Origin of the sequence: Solirubrum puertoriconensis (genome assembly GCF_001483135.1) — a bacterium.
GTDB lineage: Bacteria > Bacteroidota > Bacteroidia > Cytophagales > Hymenobacteraceae > Solirubrum > Solirubrum puertoriconensis.
In genome coordinates this window covers 590466-610039 of sequence record NZ_LNAL01000008.1, presented here as the reverse complement: position 1 = coordinate 610039, position 19574 = coordinate 590466, and the positions used below count along the sequence as shown (strand labels likewise).

Here is a 19574-nt window from a genome sequence, read left to right as displayed (position 1 = left end):
TGAGCTTGTCGAAGCATCTCTCCCGGTTCTCTAGATAAAAGATTGCTATCAGTAGAGAAGCTTCGACAAGCTCAGCATGACGGTAGAAAAATTCTCTCGCCATGCCCGCTTTCGTTATTCCACGCCTGACCGTAGTAGGTGCCGGCCCCGGCGACCCAGAGCTGATTACGCTCAAGGGTGCCCGGATTTTGGCCGAGGCCGATGTCGTGCTATACGACGCCCTCAGCAACGCCGAGCTGCTCTCCCACGCCCGCCCCGATGCCAAGAAGGTGTACGTGGGCAAGCGCAAAGGCCTGCGCGGCTACTTGCAGCAGGAGATAAACGACCTGATTGTGCTCTACGCCCGGGTGCACGGCCACGTGGTGCGGCTGAAAGGTGGCGACCCGTTCGTGTTTGGCCGGGGCCGCGAGGAGATGCTGTACGCTCAGCGCCACGGCCTGCAAACTGACTACGTGCCGGGCATCAGCAGCGCGGTAGCGGCGGCGGGCAGCGTGGGCATTCCGGTAACGCACCGCGGCCTGAGCGAGTCGTTTCGGGTGATTACGGCCACTACCGCTACGGGCGAGCTGTCGGAGGAAATCTACGAAGCGGCGCGGGCTCCGCGCACCACGGCTGTCATCCTGATGGGCCTAAGTCAGGTGCAGGCCATTGCCGATGTGTTCTGCCGCTTCGGCGGGGCGCACCGTCCGGCCGCGGTCATTCAGGATGGCACGCTACCCACGGCTCGCATGATTAGCACTACGGTAGCGGAGCTGCCGGCCCGGGTAGCGGCAGCAAGCATTGGCGCGCCGGCCGTCATCGTCATCGGCGACGTGGTAAACCTGGCCTCGGCGCCGCAAGCTGCCGACTTGGTCCCCGAACTGGCCCCGCTGTACGCGGCGGTGGCCTAGGTCTTTCTCTTTTCCACTACCTCAACACCCACAGCCATGTCGACGCCCAGCACCGACCAGCGTTTGCCCATCGGCTTCGATGATACCACGCTTCAGCAACTAGCTGGCAACCTCTCGGAGCAGCAGCTGCTGTGGCTAAGCGGCTACTTCTACGGCCGCTACGCCGCCACCAACGGCGGTTCGCAGCTCGCCCCGGCGCCCGCTGCCGCTCCGGCCGAAGCTGCGCCCGCGGCAGGGCCGCGCATCACGGTGCTCTACGGCTCGCAAACCGGCAACAGCAAGAGGGTAGCGCTGCAAGCGGTGGAAGCCGCCAAGCAGCGCGGCCTCAGCGCCACCGCCCGCGACATGAACGACTACCAGCCGCGCGAGCTGAAAGGCGAGCAGGTGGTGCTGGTTGTAGTAAGCACCCAGGGCGAAGGCGAGCCACCCGTGGCCGCCGAGGAGCTGCACCAGTTTTTGACCAGTGCCCGGGCATCCAAGCTGCCTGAGCTGCGCTACGCCGTGCTGGCCCTAGGTGATAGGAGCTACCTACAATTTTGCCAAACGGGCAAGGAGTTCGACGAGCGGCTGGCCGCCCTAGGTGCCCAATGCATGGTGCCGCGGGTAGACTGCGACGTGGAGTACCACGCCGAGGCCGCACAGTGGATTGCCAGCGTGCTACCTGCCCTAGGTGGCGCCGCGGCTCCGGCCGCGGCCAGCGTGAAGGCCGAAGCGCTGGCTCCGGCCGTGATAGAGTACTCGCGGCAATTCCCGCTTACGGCTTCGGTGCTGGAGAAAATTCAACTGAACGGCCGCGGCTCTGAGAAGGAGACGTACCACCTGGAGCTGTCGTTGGCCGACTCGGGCTTGCAGTACGAACCCGGCGATGCGCTGTCGGTGGTGCCCACGAACTCGGCGGCGCTGGTGGAGGAAGTGCTGCGCGCTACGCAGCTCGAGGCCACTGCGCCGGTGCAGCTGAAAGGCGAAACGCTGCCGCTGGCTACGGCGCTTACCGAGCGGCTGGAGCTGTCTACCCTCTCGCGCGACGTGCTGGAGCGCTACGCCCAGCACCAGCCCAAAGCGGCGTTGCACGAGCTGACCACCGCCACCGACCGCCTGCAATCCTACCTCTACGGCCGCGACGCCGCCGATTTGCTGGTCGACTACCCGGTGGAGCTATCGGCTCAGCAGCTGGTGGATACGCTGCGCCCGCTGCCGGCCCGCGCCTACTCCATTTCCTCGAGCTTGCTGGCCCATCCCGACGAGGTGCATCTCACGGTGGGCGCCGTGCGCTACGAGGCTTACGGCCGCCAAAAGCAGGGCGCCTGCTCCTGCTACCTGGCCGACCGCATCGGCATCGGCGACGACGTGCGGGTGTTTGTGGAGCGTAACGAGTACTTCAAACTGCCCCTAAACCCGAGCACCGATATCATCATGGTGGGTGCGGGCACGGGCGTGGCGCCGTTCCGGGCCTTTGTGGAGGAGCGCGCCGAGCTAGGGGCCGACGGCCGCAACTGGCTGGTGTTCGGCAATCCGCATTTCACTACCGATTTCCTGTACCAAACCGAGTGGCAACAGCACCTCAAACGCGGTACCCTGTCCAAGCTCAACGTCGCGTTTTCGCGCGACCAAAAAGAAAAGATCTACGTGCACAACCGACTCCTGGAATACGCCCGCGACGTCTACGACTGGCTTGAAAACGGTGCCCACTTCTACGTGTGCGGCGATAAGCAGCGCCTGGCCGCTACCGTGCACAAAGCACTGGTGAGCGTGGTGCAAATGGAAGGCGGCGCTACCCTCGAAGAAGCCGAGGCCTACGTGCGCAACCTCAAAAAGCAGCGCCGCTACCTCGAGGACGTGTACTAACCCGGCCTCGCGCTTATGCGCCTAGGTGCTGGCAGCCGCTCGCCTAGCCGGCACCTAGGCCCCTACGTCTCTCCGCAGCCAAAATCCACATCCTATGAAGAAGACTTACGCGTCATCCTGGCTACCTGTGGCCGTACTGCTGGCTAGTGCCAGCACGGCCACGGCTCAGGACGAAATCATTGCTATCAAAGGCTCCGTTCTCGAAACCAGCACGCAGCAGCCGCTGCCTGGCGTGAGTGTCAGCATCAAAGGCGGCACCACGGGCACGCTCACCGATGCCAACGGGCAGTTTGCGCTCAAGGCCAAGCTGAAGTTTCCGTTTACCCTCGTGTTCAACATGCTGGGCTACGAGGCTAAGGAGGTTGAAATAGTGAATGCGGCCACGCCGATTTCAATCGGGCTTGAGTCGAAGGCGCTGCTCACCAACGAAGTGGTGATATCGGCTTCGCGCGTGGAGGAAAGCCGGCTGAAGTCGCCGGTAGCCATTGAGAAGCTCGACATTCGGGCCATCAAGGAAACGCCGGCACCTAGCTTCTACGATGCCTTGGAGAACGTGAAGGGCGTGCAGATGACTACATCCAGCCTCACGTTCAAAGTGCCGAACACCCGCGGCTTCAACATCCCAAACAACTTCCGCTTTATGCAGCTGGTGGACGGGGTAGATATGCAGGCGGCCACCCTAGGCGTGCCCCTAGGTAACGCCATTGGCCCGACGGAACTGGACGTGGCCTCGGTGGAAATTACGCCCGGCGCGGCCTCGGCGCTGTACGGCATGAATGCCATCAACGGCATGGCCAACCTCACCACCAAAAGCCCCTTCACGTACCAGGGCCTGAGCGTGTACCAGAAGCTGGGCGTGAACCACGTAGATGGCCGCGACTATTCCCCTAGCCTGCTCACCGAATCGGCGGTGCGCTGGGCACAGGTGTTCGGCCCGAACCAGCGCTGGGCCTACAAGGTGAATGGCTCCTACATGCAGGGCACCGACTGGCTGTCGGATACCCAGATTGACCAGAATCCGCAGAACCTGAACTCGGCCAACCCGCGCTTCCCGGAGCTTTCGGGCCCTAACAACCCCGCCGCCGACCTCTGGAACCGCTACGGCGACGACCGCAGCGCCAACGTGTCGGTGCCGATTACGCTGAACGGCCGCACCGAAACCTTCAACGTGCGCCGCACCGGCTACTACGAGCGCGACCTCATCAACCCCACGGTGCGCAACCTGAAGGCCGACGGCAGCCTGCACTACAAGCTCACCGACAAGCTGGAGGCCAGCTACGGCTACCGCTTCGGGCTGATGGACGGCATTTTTCAGCGCGGCAACAAGATTCAGCTGAAGAACGTGACCGTGCAGAACCACAAACTGGAGCTGCGCGGCCCTTCCTTCTACGCCCGGGCTTACACGCTCATTGAGAACACCGGCGACTCGTACAACCTGAACCCGCTGGCCACCAACCTCGACCTGAACAACGGCTCGAACGCGGCGTGGGGCACGCGCTTCCGCAACGAGCTGCAAACCCAGGTAAACAACGGCACCGACCTAGCCACCGCCATGCAGCGTGCCCGCGCCGTGGCCGATGCGGGCCGCGCCGAGCCGGGCACCGCCGCCTTCGAGCAGCTGAAAAACACCATTACAGGCATCAACAACTGGGACATTGCCGTGAACGTGCCGGGTGCGCCGGCCACCGGCGGAGCAGCCCTGTGGCAACGCAGCCGCACCTACCACGCCGATGCGCAGTGGAACGTAGGCCAGCGCGTGCAGTGGGTTGATTTGGTGCTGGGCGGCGACGCCCGCGTGTACGAGGTAATCCCCGACGGCAACAACTTCGTCGATTTCTCGAAGCCGCTGCAGGAGCGCACTACACCGGGCGGCAACAACCAGTACTACCGCAAGTACGGCGCCTTTGGGCAGGCCACGAAGCTGCTGTTCAACGACCGCCTGAAGCTGGTGGGCTCGTTGCGCCTCGACTACAACCCGGAATTCAGCCCTAAGCTAAACCCGCGCGTGGCAGCCGTGTACACCCTAGGTGAGCACCACAACGTGCGCGCCTCGTACCAGAACGGCTGGCGCTTCCCGGCTGTGTTCGAGGCATTTTCGTTTGTGAATAACGGTAACGTGCGGCGCGTGGGCGGCCTGCCCCGCGTAAACCAGGGCCTCGGCTACCTTGAAAATTCCTATACACTCACCTCGCTCGACAACTTTACGGCCGCCGTGAACAGCGACGTAGCCGCGGGCATGAGCCGCAACGCCGCCGCCCTAAAAAATCGCGACGTGCTGCAGGTAGCTAACCTGCCCACCATGCAGCCCGAGCACATCGATGCCGTGGAGGTGGGCTACAAAAGCGTGCTGCTCGACAACAAGCTGGCACTCGATCTCGACGCGTACTACAACGTGTACAAGGGTTTCCTAGGTCAGGTAGAGGTGGCCGTGCCGAAATCGGGCCCGGTAACTACGGATGCGGCGGTGCTGGACATGCTCACCCGCGCCAACCAAGACCGCTACCGCGTGTACACCAACGCCCGCAACCGCTACCGCAGCTACGGCTCGGCGCTGGGCCTCACCTACAACTTCGTGGGCAAGTACACGCTTTCGGCCAACGCCAACTACAACGCCATTCGGGCTAATGCCGAGAAAGACATCTTCATCACGGGCTTCAACACGCCGGAGTGGGTAACCAATGTCGCGTTCGGCAACCGCGAGGTAGTGCGCAACGTGGGCTTCAACGTGGTGTGGCGCTGGCAAGATTCCTTCTACTGGGAAAGCCAGCTGGCCAACGGCCAAATCCCGGCCTACCACACCGTGGATGCGCAGGTGAATGCCCGCATTCCGAACCTGAAGGCCACCGTGAAGCTCGGCGGCACCAACATTTTGAACAACCGCTACATCCAGTACGCCGCGGGCCCCACCATCGGGGCGCTGTACTACCTGTCGCTGACGTTCGACGCCACGGTTATCCGCTAACTAAAGCTAGCGCTACAGACTAGCAATAGTTCCCCTCCTCAGATGAGGAGGGGTTAGGGGTGGTTGACTTTACGTTTGAACGACGTTTAGCCTAGCTCGTAGCTCTAGCCTTTCAACCACCCCTAACCCCTCCTCATCTGAGGAGGGGAACTAGTGCTAGTCTGTAGCGCTAGTCGAGCCTAACTATTGTCTAGATGAAACGACTACTACTCACCTCCCTTAGCCTGCTGTTGCTCGCGGCACCTAGGCTGCAGGCCCAGAAGCAGTACGTGCGCGAGCAGCAAACCTGGCTGGGTGTATTCAACCAAACGCGGTTTTCGCAACGCTGGGGCTCCTGGACCGACCTGCAGTTGCGCCTGCACGACCACTTTGTGCAATCGAAGTTTCAGACGGTAGCGCGCCTGGGCCTAACCTACTACCTCACCGACGACGTGCGCCTGACCGCCGGCTACGCCTACGTGCACCACTTTCCCGATGGGGCACGCACCGTGGGCCAGCCCGAGCATCGGCCCTGGCAGCAGGTGCAGTGGTTTACCAAGTTTCCGAAGGCCCGCCTGATGCAGTGGGTGCGACTAGAAGAGCGCTACCGCCGCCAGCTGCAAAGCAGCTCCGAGCTTGGCTCTGATTACGATTTCAACTTCCGGACGCGCTACAACGCGGCGCTTTTCCTGCCGCTTACCCGGCGCGGCTTCGAGCCCGGCGGCTTGCAACTGCTGCTGAACAACGAGCTGATGGTGAATTTCGGCAAGCAGGTGCGCTACAATTACTTCGACCAAAACCGGGCTTTCGCCGGCGTGGTGTACCAGCTCAATAAGCACGCTCAACTGCACGCCGGCTACATGCACCTGTTTCAGCAGCTACCCGCGGGCAGCACCTACCGCGACCAGCACACCATCCGGGTTTTCTACTTCCACAACTTCGACTTGCGCCCTCACGCGGCGCACGCTCCAGTCCCCGTGGCACCGGCGACCCAAGCGCCGCCTAGCCCGGCTCAACCACCGCAATAACTCCATGGCCGATACCCAGCAGCTTTCCGAAGTAGAGCACGTAAAGGATGCCAGCAACTACCTGCGGGGCACCCTGCGCGAGAGCGTGCAGAACCCCATTACGGGCGCGCTCTACCCCGACGATACCCACCTGATTAAGTTCCACGGCTCGTACCAGCAAACCGACCGCGACCTGGACAGCGAGCGAAAGCGCCAGAAGCTGGAGCCGCTCTACTCGTTCATGATTCGGGTGCGGGTGCCGGGCGGCGTGGCTACCCCTGAGCAGTGGCTGCGCATGGACGAGCTGGCCGATACCTACGCCAACGGCACCCTGAAGCTGACCACGCGCCAGACCTTTCAGCTGCACGGGGTGCTGAAGCGCAACCTAACTGACACCATTCGGGGCTTCAACGAGGTGCTGATGGACAGCATTGCCGGCTGCGGCGACGTGAACCGCAACGTGATGTGCGGCGTGAACCCGGCCGAGTCGCGCTTGCACGCGCAGGTGTACGAGGTGAGTCGGCAGATCAGCGCCCACCTTACGCCGCGCACCACCGCCTACTGGGAGTTGTGGCTAAACGGCGAGCAGCACCTGAGTACCGAACCCACGCAGGACGAGGAGCCCATCTACGGCAAAACCTACCTGCCGCGTAAGTTCAAGATTGCCCTAGCCCTGCCGCCCTACAACGACACCGACGTTTTCGCCAACGACATTGGCCTGGTTGGCATCGAGCAGAACGGCGAACTGGTGGGCTTCAACGTGGCCGTGGGCGGCGGTATGGGCATGACGTTCGGCATGCCCGACACTTACCCGCGCCTCGCCGACCTCATCGGCTTTGTGCCTACCGACAAGGTGGTGGACGTGTGCGAGCAGGTAGTGACCATTCAGCGCGATTGGGGCAACCGCCAGAACCGCAAGTTCTCGCGCCTGAAGTACACCCTCGACAAAGTAGGCCTAGAGGCATTCCGCGCCGAGCTGCACCAGCGCCTAGGTTACGAGCTGGCCGAGGCTCGCCCCTTCCGCTTCGAAACGTCGAGCGACGCCTTCGGCTGGACCCAGAGTGCTGATGGTAAGTACCACCTTACGCTGTATGTAGAAGGCGGCCGGGTGCAGAACACCGAAAGCGTGCAGCTGAAAACCGCCATGCGCGAAATAGCTGCATTCCACACCGGCGAGTTTCGGCTGACCGGCAACCAAAACGTGGTTATTGCCAACATTGCACCCGAGCACCGCGCCCGCATTGAAGCCGTGCTGATGCAGCACGGCGTGCTCGGCCCTGCGCAGCAACGCACCGCCCTGCGCCTAGGTAGCTTGGCTTGCGTAGCCCTGAACACCTGCTCGCTAGCATTTGCAGAAGCTGAACGCTATCTTCCGCAACTCCTTGACCGCGTGGATGCTGTTATCCGGGCCAATGGCTTGGCCAACGAAGGCATCCTCATCCGCATGACTGGCTGCCCCAACGGCTGCGCCCGCCCCTACCTAGGCGAGATTGGCTTGGTAGGCCGGGCCGTGGGGCGCTACAACCTGTACCTGGGTGCCGACCACGGCGGCCAGCGCCTGAACAAGCTTTACCGCGAGATGTTGGATGAAGACGGCATCGTGCAAGAGCTTACTCCCTTGCTCGAGGCCTACGCCCAGCACCGCCTGCCCTCCGAACGCTTCGGCGACTTCGTAATCCGCCAGGGCTACGTAGCCGCTACTACCCACGGCCAAAACTTCCACGCCTGAGCTCGTATGAACTCATCCGCTCTTTCTGCCGCCCTGCACCTGACCGACTCTGGTCCGCCGGCTGAGGCTTCGGCCACATCCTCAAAAACCAACAACCTGTTTCCGGTATTCCTAAAGCTGGAACAGCTGCGCGTGCTGCTGGTGGGCGGCGGCGCCGTAGGCCTGGAAAAGCTGACGGCCATGCTACGCAATAGCCCGGCCACGGCCGTTACGGTGGTGGGCGAAACCATTCTGCCCGAAATCCGCACCTTGGCGGCCCAGCACCCCAAAGTGCAGGTGCACGAGCGCGCCTACCAGCTCACCGACCTCATCGGACACGACCTGGTGCTCATCGCCACCAACGACCGCGCCCTTAATAGCCAGATCAAGCAAGAAGCCGCAGGGCACGGCCTACTTGCCAACGTGGCCGATACGCCCGACGAGTGCGACTTCTACCTAGGGAGCATCGTGCAGAAAGGCGACCTGAAAATTGCCATCAGCACCAACGGCAAGTCGCCTACGGTAGCCAAGCGCCTGCGCGAGGTACTCACCGAGGTACTCCCTGACGAACTGCACGACGTGCTGCAGCGCATGGGCATCATCCGCAGCCGCCTGGAGGGCGACTTTGCCGAAAAGGTGAAGTCGCTGAATGCCGTTACGGCCGAGCTCACCGGCGACCCGGCCTACGAAACACCAGCTGCCCGGCGCTGGCGCCACATTGCCACGGCTTCGCTGGTGGCGTTTGGACTGCTGCTGACAGTGAACATCTTGTCGTTGTACTACACCTGGCCGCAGGTGTGGCAGGTGGTCAGCAATGCCGAAACGTTTTACACCTTCGTAGCCATCGGCTTCGCCGCCCAACTGGTAGATGGCTTGCTGGGCATGGGCTACGGCGTGGTTACCGCCATCAGCCTGATGTCGATTGGCCTGAATCCGGCGGCCGTCAGCGCCAGCATTCACACGGCCGAAATGTTTGCCAGCGGAGCTTCGGGCTACCACCACTACCGCTTTGGCAACGTGAACCGCCGCTTGTTCAAAGCCCTGCTTATACCGGGTATTATCGGCGCCGTAAGCGGCGCTTTGCTGCTTTCGTACTTCGGCGAGCAGTACGGCAGTTGGGTAAAGCCATTCTTGGCTACGTACCTGCTGCTGCTCGGCATACGCCTCATCAGCCGCGCTTTCCGCAAGCCAGATAACCGCAAAAAGCGCGTGAAGCGCGTTGGCCTGCTTGCTGGCGTGGGTGGCTTTCTCGATTCATTTGGTGGCGGTGGTTGGGGCCCGCTGGTTACCAGCACCCTCATTGCGCAGGGCCGTACGCCGCAGTACGTTATTGGCTCCGTCAGCATTACCGAGTTTTTCGTCACCTTCGCCAGCGCCCTCACTTTCTTTGCCACCATCGGCGTGTCGCACTGGCAAGTAGTGCTTGGGCTGATTGTGGGTGGCGTGGCGGCGTCGCCCTTTGCGGCACGGCTCACTGGTCGTATTTCAGTTCGCTTTATGTTCCTAGGTGTTGGGCTGATGGTTATCGTTTGGAGCCTGTGGGCATTGCGCAAGGTGCTGCCCGAGCTGCTGAGCTTGATTACGCCTTCGTTCTAAACCAAGCGCCCCGGTACTGCAGGCGTACTGCAGATGCCGGGGCGCTTGGTTTTAAATCTGACCTAGGCTTCAGGCAATAGGCCCAGGACCCGGATCTACCTCCCGCCTACGAAACGAGCTGGACAACTCGGCGGGGCGCCGCTGCCGGTAAAAGTAATCTTCGCTGTAAGTAGGCTGCTCGTAGAAGGGCGAAGCGTTGTCGCGGGCGGGCACCGGTAGCTGCAGAGCGCGCAACATGGCTTCTTCGTACTCGCGGCTGATGCTGATTTCGACGTACGGCGGGTAGTTCAGTACCGACTCGCTCGTAAGTGCGGGCACAAACACGTTGTCGCCGTCGTCGTCGAGGGCGGCGGCGCCAATGGGCAACAGTATGTGGCGCTCGTGCGTGTTGATTTTAAGCGAAGCATCCAGTTCGATGTCAAGGTAGCGCACTTTCATGGCTTCGGGCTCCACAATCAGCTCGTACACGTCGCCAAACTTCTTGCCATCGGCGCCGCGTACGGCCCAGCCCCGCACGTCGGGACTGCCGTCGGCTACTTCAAAATCGCGTAGGTCGCGCAAGCGCACCAGGTGCATGCCATCGGCGCTGGGTATGGGCGAGGTTTCCATAAGTTTCGGAGGAAGGTGTGGGTTGTAGGCAGTAGCTCTAGGTTTGGGCAGGCTTTTCCAGCACCCGCAGCAAGTTGGCTGCTTGCTGAAAGAACTCTTGCATGGCCTGCTGCTCGGCCGGCGTGGCGGTGCGCCCGCTTAGCTGATTGGCCCGCTCTACCAAGGTACTGGCCTCGCGCTCCACGGTAGCGTAACCGCGGCGCTGCATTTCCTGCATCAGCTCGGCGGCGGCTACAAAGCCCGGCCGCAAGGAGCCGCCGCTGCTTACGCGGTTGGTGGCACTGGTAAGATCGTTGCGCTTTTCGGCAACGGCTTGGTCGCGCAAATCGGTGCGGTCGGCCATATCTACGAGCACACCACTGAGCAACGTGAGGCCCCGCCGGGCGTAGTTGTTCGAGGCAGGATCATCGGCTACAAAAGCATAAAAGTCGGCAGGCTCAACGGCTTCGTCTTCTACCTCGGTCTCGCCTTCGCTGGCTAGTGCTCCTACCGAAGGGTCGCCGGTAGGGGCTACGGCGCTGGCCGCGGCCGAGTCGTGCGTGGGCGCACCGGGCGTTACGGTCGATTCGGGCGCTGGGGCAGTGGGCGGTGCGGTTTGCTCGGGGCCGGGGTCGCGGCTCACTAGGTACCAAATACATAGGCCTACCAGCAGCAAGGCCAGCAGAATAAGCAACCACGGGCTAGCAGCTTTCTTTTTGCGTTGGATATTGATTTCAGCCATTGTTGCTGTCGGTGTAAGAGTGTCTCTGGGCTAGCCATACGTTCGGCGCCGGAAAATAGGTACTTCGCTATGCTCTTACGAGAACCTAAATGCGCCTGCTAAAGCTTTACGGTGCTACCTATCTAAGATGCTACGAATTGGCCGCTCACGCTATCAGCTCTGTTTGGCAGCAGAGGACTTCGGATTCAGCATTTTGAGCTGCTCACTTCTAAGAACACCCTGCCGAACTATCACCGGCTTTAGTTCAACTTTGGCCGTGTCGGTGTTGCGTTATTGATAGAAAATATTGACACAACCTACTACGCTTTCACTTCATCAGCCAGCGCTTTCGAGCATTCAAAAACTACTACCGGGTTTGACAGTACCGATAAAAGTTTATCTAATTTGCTGACACAACGCCGCCACACACCACACCTATTGCATATGCGTTTCACCACACATATGCTCCATGTCCACCGTTTACCACCAACCCTCACCGGAGGTCGTCAGCCTGCAACACCTGCTGGAGACCTGCCATGCGCTTAGCCAACACACCGACCAACACCTGATTGGCTTATTAAGCAAGCACACCTCCACGGGTGAGCCCACGTTAGTTCGCGAACAACTGCCCACGCTGCGCCACCTCGTGCGCAGTGGTGCGCAATTGCATCAGCAGTTGCAGCAACCTCAGCGCACTAGCGCCAGCAAACTTGAAGCTCAGTCACAATCGGGTCCGGAAGTACTCAGCACACGCGAGCTAGAAGTTTTACGCTTGTTGGCCAAAGGCTATACTCAGCAACAGGTTGCCGAAGAGCTATTTATAAGCCCAACTACTGTTAATAATCACTGTGCCCGCATGCGCGAAAAGTTGGGTTTACGTGGCCGCAATGCATTGTTAACTTTTGCGTTTAGTCGGCAATAATGTAGTCACATGCATTTTGATAGATTAATACCATTGATAGTGCTATAAATTACCCAATACTTTGTGCAGCAAACAGCACTATTTGTCGCGACTTAGGACCTGTTTAGTTAGACCTTTCATCACAATATCATGAACAACTTTTCGGAAATAAAATCACTTGATTTGCTCACTAACGAAGAGCTCATCTCTATCGACGGTGGCGACACTGTTAATGTAATGTATCATCGCGGCGAGTCTCAAGTTGACATCCATGCCATTGGTGATTTTTTCATCGGCCTGTGGGCAGGCCTGACTCACTAAGCTATTCATCATTTTTTTCAGCGAAATCATATGAACTTCAATATTGAAGAGCAAGGCCTTGTGGCCCTGAGCTGTAATGAACTAATGCTGGTTGATGGCGGCCACGAAGGAACTGCCTATCAGGTTGGGTATCAAATAGGCCTTGCCATTGATGCAGTAGGCAAAGTAGCCGCCTTTGTAGGCGTGTGCGCCTGGGTTGCCACACACTAATTGGCTGCTTATCGTTATCAACAACTGCGAATGTTATGCTACTGAAGCGCAAATATTCTTCACTGTAGTGGACGTAACATCTCCTTCAACATAGTTGCTTTAGCCGATAATAGTCTTAAGTCAGCAAGAGGGCAAGATAGCCCTCTTGCTGACTTTGTTGCTGTAAAAGTCCTAGCAATCAGCAATCAGCCTATGCCACAAACAACTCATGACACTAGCTTAAGCGAGGCTAAACCAAGGAGCAGCGCACCCGGCACTCCCACCGTCAGCAATACGTCGAACTTTGATTTTGACTATTTCTTAAAATTTATCTCCCAACCTTATTATCTAACAAAACAGTCGCACACCTGTAAATCAAATATTAAATACACCCTATCTTCATATTTATTTTGCACTATTGCTGTATTTATATTATCAATCATTATAAATATTCTTGATAAATTTTTGGTAAATACTCTAGGAATACAATCTATTAGCACACAAATACGTAATAGCATTTTACAAACCGGCAATGATTTTAATCAGTTTAACTTTATAATCATTGTACTAGCAACGCCTTTTATAGAAGAAATTATTTTCAGACTACCGCTTAACTTGAATAAATATGCATTTGCGACTTCAACAACCATATTTACTTATATTATCTCAGGTGGGTCAATATTCCATTTTAGCAAAGGAAACGACACAATTCCTTTACTTATAGCTTTCGTCACGTTTACATGTTTAGCTATATTCATAAACAACATATCATTACTAAAAATAGGTACGCACCACTTTAGAAGATGGTTTTATGCATACACTTTGTTGTTTGGCATTATCCACGTAACTAACATTCGAAATATACAATATCAATTAGTGCCTATATACTTGATATATATTCTACCTCAAATAGCAATGGGACTTTTTATTGCTAATATCAGATTACACAGGGGATTTGCATGGGGATTTGCACTCCACGCGCTCATTAACGGCATTGGTTACATGCTCATTTATTGAACATGAAAATAATATCAAATATGCAATTTTTGCACAAAATCACTGAAAGTAAACAATTATGTAAGCACACCATAACTCAACACAATTTTTTCAACTTATCCTGATTGTTTACGGCTATCTTTACCAATCAACCAAACCATGTATATACATCAAGCTAGTCATTAAAGATTTTAATGGTAACAAGTACTAAAATTGATACGAAACTACTATTGATGACAGCAGATAAAGGGGTGCTTATTTGCAGCAGGACAACCGCTTCGGGTCGCGACCAATGTGTTAGTTCTACTCACCACGTCTCACCTCTCCTAGGTGAGGCCTCCACAAACCCTTTCGAACTTTTATTCAGATGAACAAGAATCTCGACCTGAACAACTGCAACGTAGCCGAAATGAGCATCCAGGAGCTCGAAATGGTAGACGGCGGCCTGTTCCCGCTCGTAATTGGCGGCTATGTAATTACCGCTAAGGCTGCTGGCTGGGCTGCTGCTGGCCTTGCTGCCACTGGCATTTTTGCTGCTGGCGTGTACAGCGGCTACCAGGATGCCGCTAAGTAATTTAGGTCACCTTCAAGCTGATACATCAGATGAGCCTGCAACTACTCACCGCCGCCGACTTCAGCACGGTTGAACTGTCGGAAGAAGAAATCCTGGAAACCGAAGGTGGTGCCTTTCTGGCGCCCTTCCTGGCCATTGGTGCTGCTGCTGCTGCTGGCGTAGCCATCTACGAAGCTGGCAAAGCCGTAGGTGAATTCATTTACCACGCAACGAATAGAAAGTAAATAGGTATGGCTCTGAAAGAAGCAATTTGTGAGTTCGCAGAAACGGCATTGCACGACAAACGTTTTCAACCGCTGTTGTTTCTGGTAGCCGCTTATTTCATTTATCGTTTTGGCAAAGCCGTAGGTGAGACTATTTATTATATAACACATTAATACATAGCTTTCATCTAAATAAACATTGCAATCTTATGCAGGTATTCAGGCGCAACTAGTTGCACCATGGCACACACTTGCGTAAAACAATTGCAATGCGCGTAATTATGCTTCCGCGATGGTTTCCGTTGCGGAAGCATAATCTTTTTTCAGCAATAGCGACTTAGCATGAGCAATTCGGAACACAGGTCGGATTTTGCTATGGAATACCTGCACCAGTTCAGCCGCACCAACCGGGCCATATACCTGTGCTCGTTGGTGGCGCTGCTGGGTGCGGCAGTGGCCTTGCCACTGGTCAGCCTTAATGTATCGACGCAGGCAAGCGGTACGCTGCGCCCCTTAGCCGAGAAAACGGAAATACGCCCGTTGGTTGCCGGCACGATTACGCGCCAGTACGTGCGCGAAAACCAAGCCGTGCGCAAGGGCGATACGCTGCTGGTTCTGCAATCGGCGGCCATGCAGGCCCATCTCGACCTGAACCAGCGCCAGCAGACCGAAAAGGAAGCGTTTGTACAAGACCTGGAAGTGCTGGTGCGTGGCATGGCTGCGCCCGCGGGCGGGCTGCGTACGCAGCTTTACGGGCAGCAAGCGGCGCAATTCAGCTACCAACAGCAGTTGCTGCGCAATCAGTTAAGCAAAAGTGCCCGTGAGCTGGCCACCAACCGCCGCCTGTACGCGGGGCGGGTAATTGCCCGCATCGAGCTCGAGGAAAAGGCTTTTGCTTACCGCAAACTGCTCGATGAAATACGCGTGCAGGCAGCTACGCAACGCAGCCAATGGCAAGCCGACCTGAACACGCACCGCGCCGATTTGGCCGAGCTACGCGGCCAGCGCCAGAAACTACAGCAAGAGCAGCGCTTGTTTGCCCTAACTGCGCCGGTAAATGGCACCGTGCAGCAGATAGCCGGCAAATACGCGGGCAGCTACGTGCAGGCTGGCGAGCTACTGGGCCAGATTTCGCCCGATGGTGCGCTGCTGGCCGAGTGCTACGTGTCGCCCAAAGACATAGGCTATATGCACGTGGGCATGCCGGTGCGCTTTCAGGTTGACGCCTTCGACTACAACCAGTGGGGATTGGTGGAAGGCCAAGTAACCGACGTTGCCCGCGACTTTGTGCTTGTGAACGAACAGCAACCGGTATTTAAGGTGCGCTGCCGCCTGCAGCGCCCATACCTGGAGCTGCAAAACGGCTACCGCGGCTCGCTGCGCAAGGGCATGACGGTGCGCGGGCGCTTTTTGCTGGCCCGACGCACGCTGTGGCAGTTGCTCTTCGACAAAGCCGATAACTGGTTTAACCCAACTCAAAATGGTGCGGCCTAGGTGCAGCACCTGCCTTTGCCCATTCACCACCTAGTAGGCTTGCGGGGTATCCTCTTCAGCAGTGGCCCCAACTCATTTTATGCGTAAGGCTGTTAAAATTCGGCAGCGCGACATTACGGATTGCGGGGCGGCGTGCCTGGCCTCCGTGGCCGCGCACTATAAACTGCTGCTGCCGGTAGCACGTATTCGGCAGTACGCCACTACCGACCAGCGCGGCACCAACCTGGTGGGCATGATTAAGGCTGCCAACCACCTAGGGTTTCAGGCCAAAGGCGTAAAAGGCACCCTCGAGAGCCTAACCAAAATACCGCTGCCAGCCGTGGCGCACGTGGTGCTGGCCAACCAACTGCACCACTACGTGGTAGTGTACCGCGTCACGAAAAAGCACGTGGTGTACATGGACCCCGCCGACGGGCAGTTGCACCGCGTGGCGCTGGCCAAATTTCAGGAGCAATGGACGGGCGTATTGCTGTTGCTGGCGCCGGATACCTCCTTTCAGCCCGGCGACCATAAGGTATCTGTCCTAGGTCGGTTTTGGCAGCTGATTCGGCCGCACCGCTCCGTGATGGTGCAGGCGCTGTTTGGAGCAGCAGTGTACACAGTGCTGGGCTTATCCATGTCGGTGTACGTGCAGAAAATCGTCGACCATGTGCTAGTGGATGGCAACCGCAACCTGCTGAACCTGCTGAGCGTGGGCATGCTGCTGTTGCTGCTGTTCCAGACGTTTATCGGCGGCATGAAAAGCCTGTTGGCCCTGCAAACCGGGCAGCAGATTGACGCCCGGCTGATTCTGGGGTACTACAACCACCTGCTGAAGTTGCCGCAAACCTTCTTCGATACGATGCGGGTGGGCGAAATCATTTCGCGCGTGAACGATGCGGTGAAGATCCGGGCCTTCGTGAACGACACGGCCCTAGGTCTGCTGGTGAACATCTTCATCGTGGTGTTCTCGTTCGGGCTGATGTTCACCTATGATTGGAAGCTGGCCGTGCTGATGCTGGGCATCTTGCCGCTGTACGGTGGCATTTACTGGCTGCAAAACCGCCTGAACCGCCGTTACCAGCGCCAGCTGATGGAGCAAAGCGCCGAGTTGGAGTCGCAGCTGGTGGAGTCGATTACGGCCATGGGCACCATCAAGCGCTTTGGTATGGAGGGCTTTGCCAGCGAGCGAACCGAGAATCGCTTTATTGCCCTGCTGCGCACGGTGTATTTTTCGGGCAAGCACGGCATTGTAGGCGGCTCGGCCGCTGAGTTTGTATCGCAGCTGTTCCGCATTGGGCTGCTGTGGGTGGGCTCGTACTACGTGCTCGACCACGAGCTGACGCCCGGCGAGCTGCTGTCGTTCTACGCCGTAATCGGGTACTTCACGGGACCAGCTACCAGCCTCATCGGCGCCAACCGCACCGTGCAGGATGCTCTGATTGCTGCCGACCGTCTTTTCGAAATTATCGACCTAGAGCGCGAATCGCACGAGAACAAGGCCGAACTCACGCCCAAACTCACCGGCGACATTCAGCTGCGCGAGGTAGCCTTTGCTTACAACACGCGCGGAACCGTGTTCCGCAGCTTGTCGTTGCACATTCCAAAGGGTGCCATTACGGGCATTGTGGGCGAAAGCGGCTCGGGCAAAACCACGCTGCTGTCGTTGCTACAGGGCTTGTATCCGCTCAACGGCGGCAGTATCATCATAGGCGGGCTCGATATCCGGCATTTGCAGCCCGAAAGCCTGCGCCGCGTGGTAAGCGTGGTGCCGCAGCAAATTGATTTGTTCAGCGGCAGCATCGTCGAAAACATTGCCGTGGGCGAAACCGAGCCCGATTTGCACCGCATTATTGCGATTTGCCAGCAACTGGGCATTTTGGAATTTATCGAAAAGCTGCCCTACGGCTTTGGCACCATGCTGGGCGAACGGGGTGCCGGCTTGTCGGGTGGCCAGAAGCAGCGGTTGGCTATTGCCCGTGCCTTGTACCGCAACCCCGAAATCCTGATTCTGGACGAAGCCACCTCGGCCCTCGACACCATTTCGGAGCAGTACGTACAGCGCACCTTACAGCAGTTCCGCGACGCGGGCAAAACAGTACTGCTGATTGCTCACCGCCTCAGCACCGTGATGCACGCCGACAAAATTGTGGTGCTTGGCGCCGGCGAACTGCTGGAACAAGGCACCCACGACGAGTTACTGAGTTCGGGAGGGGCTTACTATGCCCTCTGGCAACAGCTCATGCCGCTACCCGTGCAATCGGTGCCCGCAATAGCCAGGTAAGTCCTAGTGCAAACGAGCGGCGCCCTAGGTCTTGGCAGTGCGCTATGCTACCAAGACCTAGGGCGCCGCTTTTCTTATGGGCGTGCTTACCGCGTTACGCCGGTACTCGGCGGTACATTTTGGCGAGTTGCTCTACGGCGTAATCTACCTCATCAGCGGTGTTGTACTTGCTCATTGAGAAGCGCACGGCGCCGCGGGCCGGGTCGCAGCCGAGCGCCGTGAGCACGTGCGAACCGATGTTGGAGCCGCTGGTACAAGCCGAGCCGCCCGACGCCGATACGTGGTTGATATCGAGGTTGAAGAGCAACATCTCGTTGAGGTCGGAGGGCGGCAGGCTGACGCTAAGCACGGTGTAGAGGCTTTGGTCAGCCTCGGCCGACATGCCGTTGAACTGTACATCTTCAATTTCGGCGCGCAGCTTGGCAATAAAGCGGTCCTTCAGCCCCTGAATGTGCTGGTGATGCTGCTCCATGTGGCGGTAGGCAATTTCCAGCGCCTTGGCCAGGCCAACTACCCCGTACACGTTTTCGGTGCCGGCGCGCTGGTTGCGCTCCTGCGAACCGCCGTGGATGAGCGGCTGCACTTGCACCTCGGAGTTGGTGTACAGGAAGCCCGCACCCTTCGGCCCATGAAACTTGTGCGCCGAACCTACCAGAAAGTGAGTACCCAACTGGCGGACATCGTGGCGGTAGTGGCCCATCGTCTGCACCGTATCGGTATGAAAGACGGCACCGTGCTGCTTGCACAGCTCGCCGATGGCCTGAATGTCGTTGAGGTTGCCGATTTCGTTGTTGCCGTGCATCAGGCTCACAAACGAGCGGGTGTGCGAGCCGAGCAACTCATCGAGGTGCCCTAGGTCGAGGCGGCCGCGCTCGTCGAAGCGCACATAGCTAAGCTCGATTTCGCCGCCTTTTTCCAGCGCCTGCAGCGTGTGCAGCACGGCGTGGTGCTCCAGCCTGGAGGTAATGGCGTGCTTCAGCCCAAACGTACGAATAGAGCCGAACGCGGCGCAGTTGTCGGCTTCGGTTCCGCCCGAAGTAAAGCTGATTTCGGCCGGCGCGGCGTTAATCAGGTGCGCAATGGTTTTGCGGGCATTCTCCAAGGCGGCGCGCACCTTGCGGCCGTGCCCATGAATGGAGCTGGGATTGCCGAAATGCTCCCGCATAAAGGGCAGCATGGCATCGAGCACCTCTGGGTCGAGCGGGGTGGTAGCGGCGTTGTCGAAATAAACCGAAGGCTGGGTGTGGATCGGCGTCATGCGCTAGCGCGTTGGAGGGGTGGACTGCAAAAATAACGGTTTGCGAATGGTCGAACGCAGCGGCTCCCGTTTCGCGCCG

Annotated in this window: 16 protein-coding genes; 13 read left to right on the top strand and 3 right to left on the bottom strand. The window is 58.2% G+C overall.

Annotated features, from left to right (window positions below; all coding sequences use genetic code 11):
- Positions 1-101 precede the first annotated feature (101 nt).
- The 6 genes from cobA (at position 102) to ASU33_RS21950 (ending at position 9987) form a co-directional block, all read left to right on the top strand.
- Positions 102-890, top strand: a complete 789-nt coding sequence (gene cobA, locus ASU33_RS16815) for a uroporphyrinogen-III C-methyltransferase (protein ID WP_059071991.1) — start codon at positions 102-104, stop codon at positions 888-890.
- Between the two features lie 36 nt (positions 891-926).
- Positions 927-2735, top strand: a complete 1809-nt coding sequence (locus tag ASU33_RS16810) for an assimilatory sulfite reductase (NADPH) flavoprotein subunit (protein ID WP_059071990.1) — start codon at positions 927-929, stop codon at positions 2733-2735.
- Positions 2736-2829: 94 nt separating this feature from the next.
- Complete coding sequence (locus tag ASU33_RS16805) at positions 2830-5697, top strand: TonB-dependent receptor (RefSeq protein ID WP_059071989.1); 2868 nt, start codon at positions 2830-2832, stop codon at positions 5695-5697.
- Between the two features lie 194 nt (positions 5698-5891).
- Positions 5892-6704, top strand: a complete 813-nt coding sequence (locus tag ASU33_RS16800) for a DUF2490 domain-containing protein (RefSeq protein ID WP_078063205.1) — start codon at positions 5892-5894, stop codon at positions 6702-6704.
- 4 nt (positions 6705-6708) lie between these two features.
- Positions 6709-8412 carry an NADPH-dependent assimilatory sulfite reductase hemoprotein subunit gene (locus ASU33_RS16795; protein ID WP_059071987.1) on the top strand — a complete coding sequence of 568 codons (1704 nt, stop codon included), beginning with the start codon at positions 6709-6711 and terminating at the stop codon, positions 8410-8412.
- Positions 8413-8418: 6 nt separating this feature from the next.
- Complete coding sequence (locus tag ASU33_RS21950) at positions 8419-9987, top strand: TSUP family transporter (RefSeq protein ID WP_078063204.1); 1569 nt, start codon at positions 8419-8421, stop codon at positions 9985-9987.
- 69 nt (positions 9988-10056) lie between these two features.
- Here ASU33_RS21950 and ASU33_RS16785 read toward each other — a convergent pair whose 3' ends face one another.
- Together ASU33_RS16785 and ASU33_RS16780 are read right to left on the bottom strand one after the other, a co-directional pair.
- Complete coding sequence (locus ASU33_RS16785) at positions 10057-10596, bottom strand: PRC-barrel domain-containing protein (RefSeq protein ID WP_059071986.1); 540 nt, start codon at positions 10594-10596, stop codon at positions 10057-10059.
- 37 nt (positions 10597-10633) lie between these two features.
- A complete protein-coding gene (locus ASU33_RS16780) occupies positions 10634-11317 on the bottom strand; it encodes a hypothetical protein (protein WP_059071985.1) in 684 nt (227 codons plus the stop codon).
- A 448-nt stretch (positions 11318-11765) separates the two neighbouring features.
- Between ASU33_RS16780 and ASU33_RS16775 the strand changes: the two genes are divergently transcribed.
- From ASU33_RS16775 to ASU33_RS16750, 7 genes are all read left to right on the top strand, one after another.
- Entirely contained in the window at positions 11766-12218 is a 453-nt protein-coding gene (locus ASU33_RS16775) for a helix-turn-helix transcriptional regulator (RefSeq protein WP_059071984.1), read from the top strand.
- A gap of 129 nt (positions 12219-12347) precedes the next feature.
- Complete coding sequence (locus ASU33_RS21510) at positions 12348-12518, top strand: hypothetical protein (RefSeq protein WP_160328225.1); 171 nt, start codon at positions 12348-12350, stop codon at positions 12516-12518.
- 30 nt (positions 12519-12548) lie between these two features.
- Positions 12549-12728: a hypothetical protein gene (locus ASU33_RS16770; RefSeq protein ID WP_059071983.1), complete on the top strand. Its 180-nt coding sequence runs from the start codon at positions 12549-12551 to the stop codon at positions 12726-12728.
- Positions 12729-14070: 1342 nt separating this feature from the next.
- Positions 14071-14277, top strand: coding sequence for a class IIb bacteriocin, lactobin A/cerein 7B family (locus tag ASU33_RS16765; protein ID WP_059071982.1), 207 nt, complete (start codon positions 14071-14073; stop codon positions 14275-14277).
- Positions 14278-14306: 29 nt separating this feature from the next.
- On the top strand, positions 14307-14501 hold the full coding sequence (locus tag ASU33_RS16760; RefSeq protein WP_059071981.1) for a hypothetical protein: 195 nt from the start codon (positions 14307-14309) through the stop codon (positions 14499-14501).
- A gap of 354 nt (positions 14502-14855) precedes the next feature.
- Positions 14856-15974 carry an HlyD family secretion protein gene (locus tag ASU33_RS16755; RefSeq protein ID WP_160328224.1) on the top strand — a complete coding sequence of 373 codons (1119 nt, stop codon included), beginning with the start codon at positions 14856-14858 and terminating at the stop codon, positions 15972-15974.
- 79 nt (positions 15975-16053) lie between these two features.
- Positions 16054-18237 carry a peptidase domain-containing ABC transporter gene (locus ASU33_RS16750; RefSeq protein WP_059071979.1) on the top strand — a complete coding sequence of 728 codons (2184 nt, stop codon included), beginning with the start codon at positions 16054-16056 and terminating at the stop codon, positions 18235-18237.
- 94 nt (positions 18238-18331) lie between these two features.
- Here ASU33_RS16750 and ASU33_RS16745 read toward each other — a convergent pair whose 3' ends face one another.
- Positions 18332-19495 (bottom strand): cysteine desulfurase family protein, encoded by a 1164-nt coding sequence (locus ASU33_RS16745; protein WP_059071978.1) that lies wholly within the window; start codon positions 19493-19495, stop codon positions 18332-18334.
- Between the last annotated feature and the right edge of the window lie 79 nt (positions 19496-19574).

What these genes read in the sequence shown, in the direction of transcription:
- cobA (WP_059071991.1), top strand. Translation starts at nt 102, where the DNA reads ATGCCCGCTTTCGTTATTCCACGCCTGACCGTAGTAGGTGCCGGCCCC.
- ASU33_RS16810 (WP_059071990.1), top strand. Translation starts at nt 927, where the DNA reads ATGTCGACGCCCAGCACCGACCAGCGTTTGCCCATCGGCTTCGATGAT.
- ASU33_RS16805 (WP_059071989.1), top strand. Translation starts at nt 2,830, where the DNA reads ATGAAGAAGACTTACGCGTCATCCTGGCTACCTGTGGCCGTACTGCTG.
- ASU33_RS16800 (WP_078063205.1), top strand. Translation starts at nt 5,892, where the DNA reads ATGAAACGACTACTACTCACCTCCCTTAGCCTGCTGTTGCTCGCGGCA.
- ASU33_RS16795 (WP_059071987.1), top strand. Translation starts at nt 6,709, where the DNA reads ATGGCCGATACCCAGCAGCTTTCCGAAGTAGAGCACGTAAAGGATGCC.
- ASU33_RS21950 (WP_078063204.1), top strand. Translation starts at nt 8,419, where the DNA reads ATGAACTCATCCGCTCTTTCTGCCGCCCTGCACCTGACCGACTCTGGT.
- ASU33_RS16785 (WP_059071986.1), bottom strand. Translation starts at nt 10,596, where the DNA reads ATGGAAACCTCGCCCATACCCAGCGCCGATGGCATGCACCTGGTGCGC.
- ASU33_RS16780 (WP_059071985.1), bottom strand. Translation starts at nt 11,317, where the DNA reads ATGGCTGAAATCAATATCCAACGCAAAAAGAAAGCTGCTAGCCCGTGG.
- ASU33_RS16775 (WP_059071984.1), top strand. Translation starts at nt 11,766, where the DNA reads ATGTCCACCGTTTACCACCAACCCTCACCGGAGGTCGTCAGCCTGCAA.
- ASU33_RS21510 (WP_160328225.1), top strand. Translation starts at nt 12,348, where the DNA reads ATGAACAACTTTTCGGAAATAAAATCACTTGATTTGCTCACTAACGAA.
- ASU33_RS16770 (WP_059071983.1), top strand. Translation starts at nt 12,549, where the DNA reads ATGAACTTCAATATTGAAGAGCAAGGCCTTGTGGCCCTGAGCTGTAAT.
- ASU33_RS16765 (WP_059071982.1), top strand. Translation starts at nt 14,071, where the DNA reads ATGAACAAGAATCTCGACCTGAACAACTGCAACGTAGCCGAAATGAGC.
- ASU33_RS16760 (WP_059071981.1), top strand. Translation starts at nt 14,307, where the DNA reads ATGAGCCTGCAACTACTCACCGCCGCCGACTTCAGCACGGTTGAACTG.
- ASU33_RS16755 (WP_160328224.1), top strand. Translation starts at nt 14,856, where the DNA reads ATGGAATACCTGCACCAGTTCAGCCGCACCAACCGGGCCATATACCTG.
- ASU33_RS16750 (WP_059071979.1), top strand. Translation starts at nt 16,054, where the DNA reads ATGCGTAAGGCTGTTAAAATTCGGCAGCGCGACATTACGGATTGCGGG.
- ASU33_RS16745 (WP_059071978.1), bottom strand. Translation starts at nt 19,495, where the DNA reads ATGACGCCGATCCACACCCAGCCTTCGGTTTATTTCGACAACGCCGCT.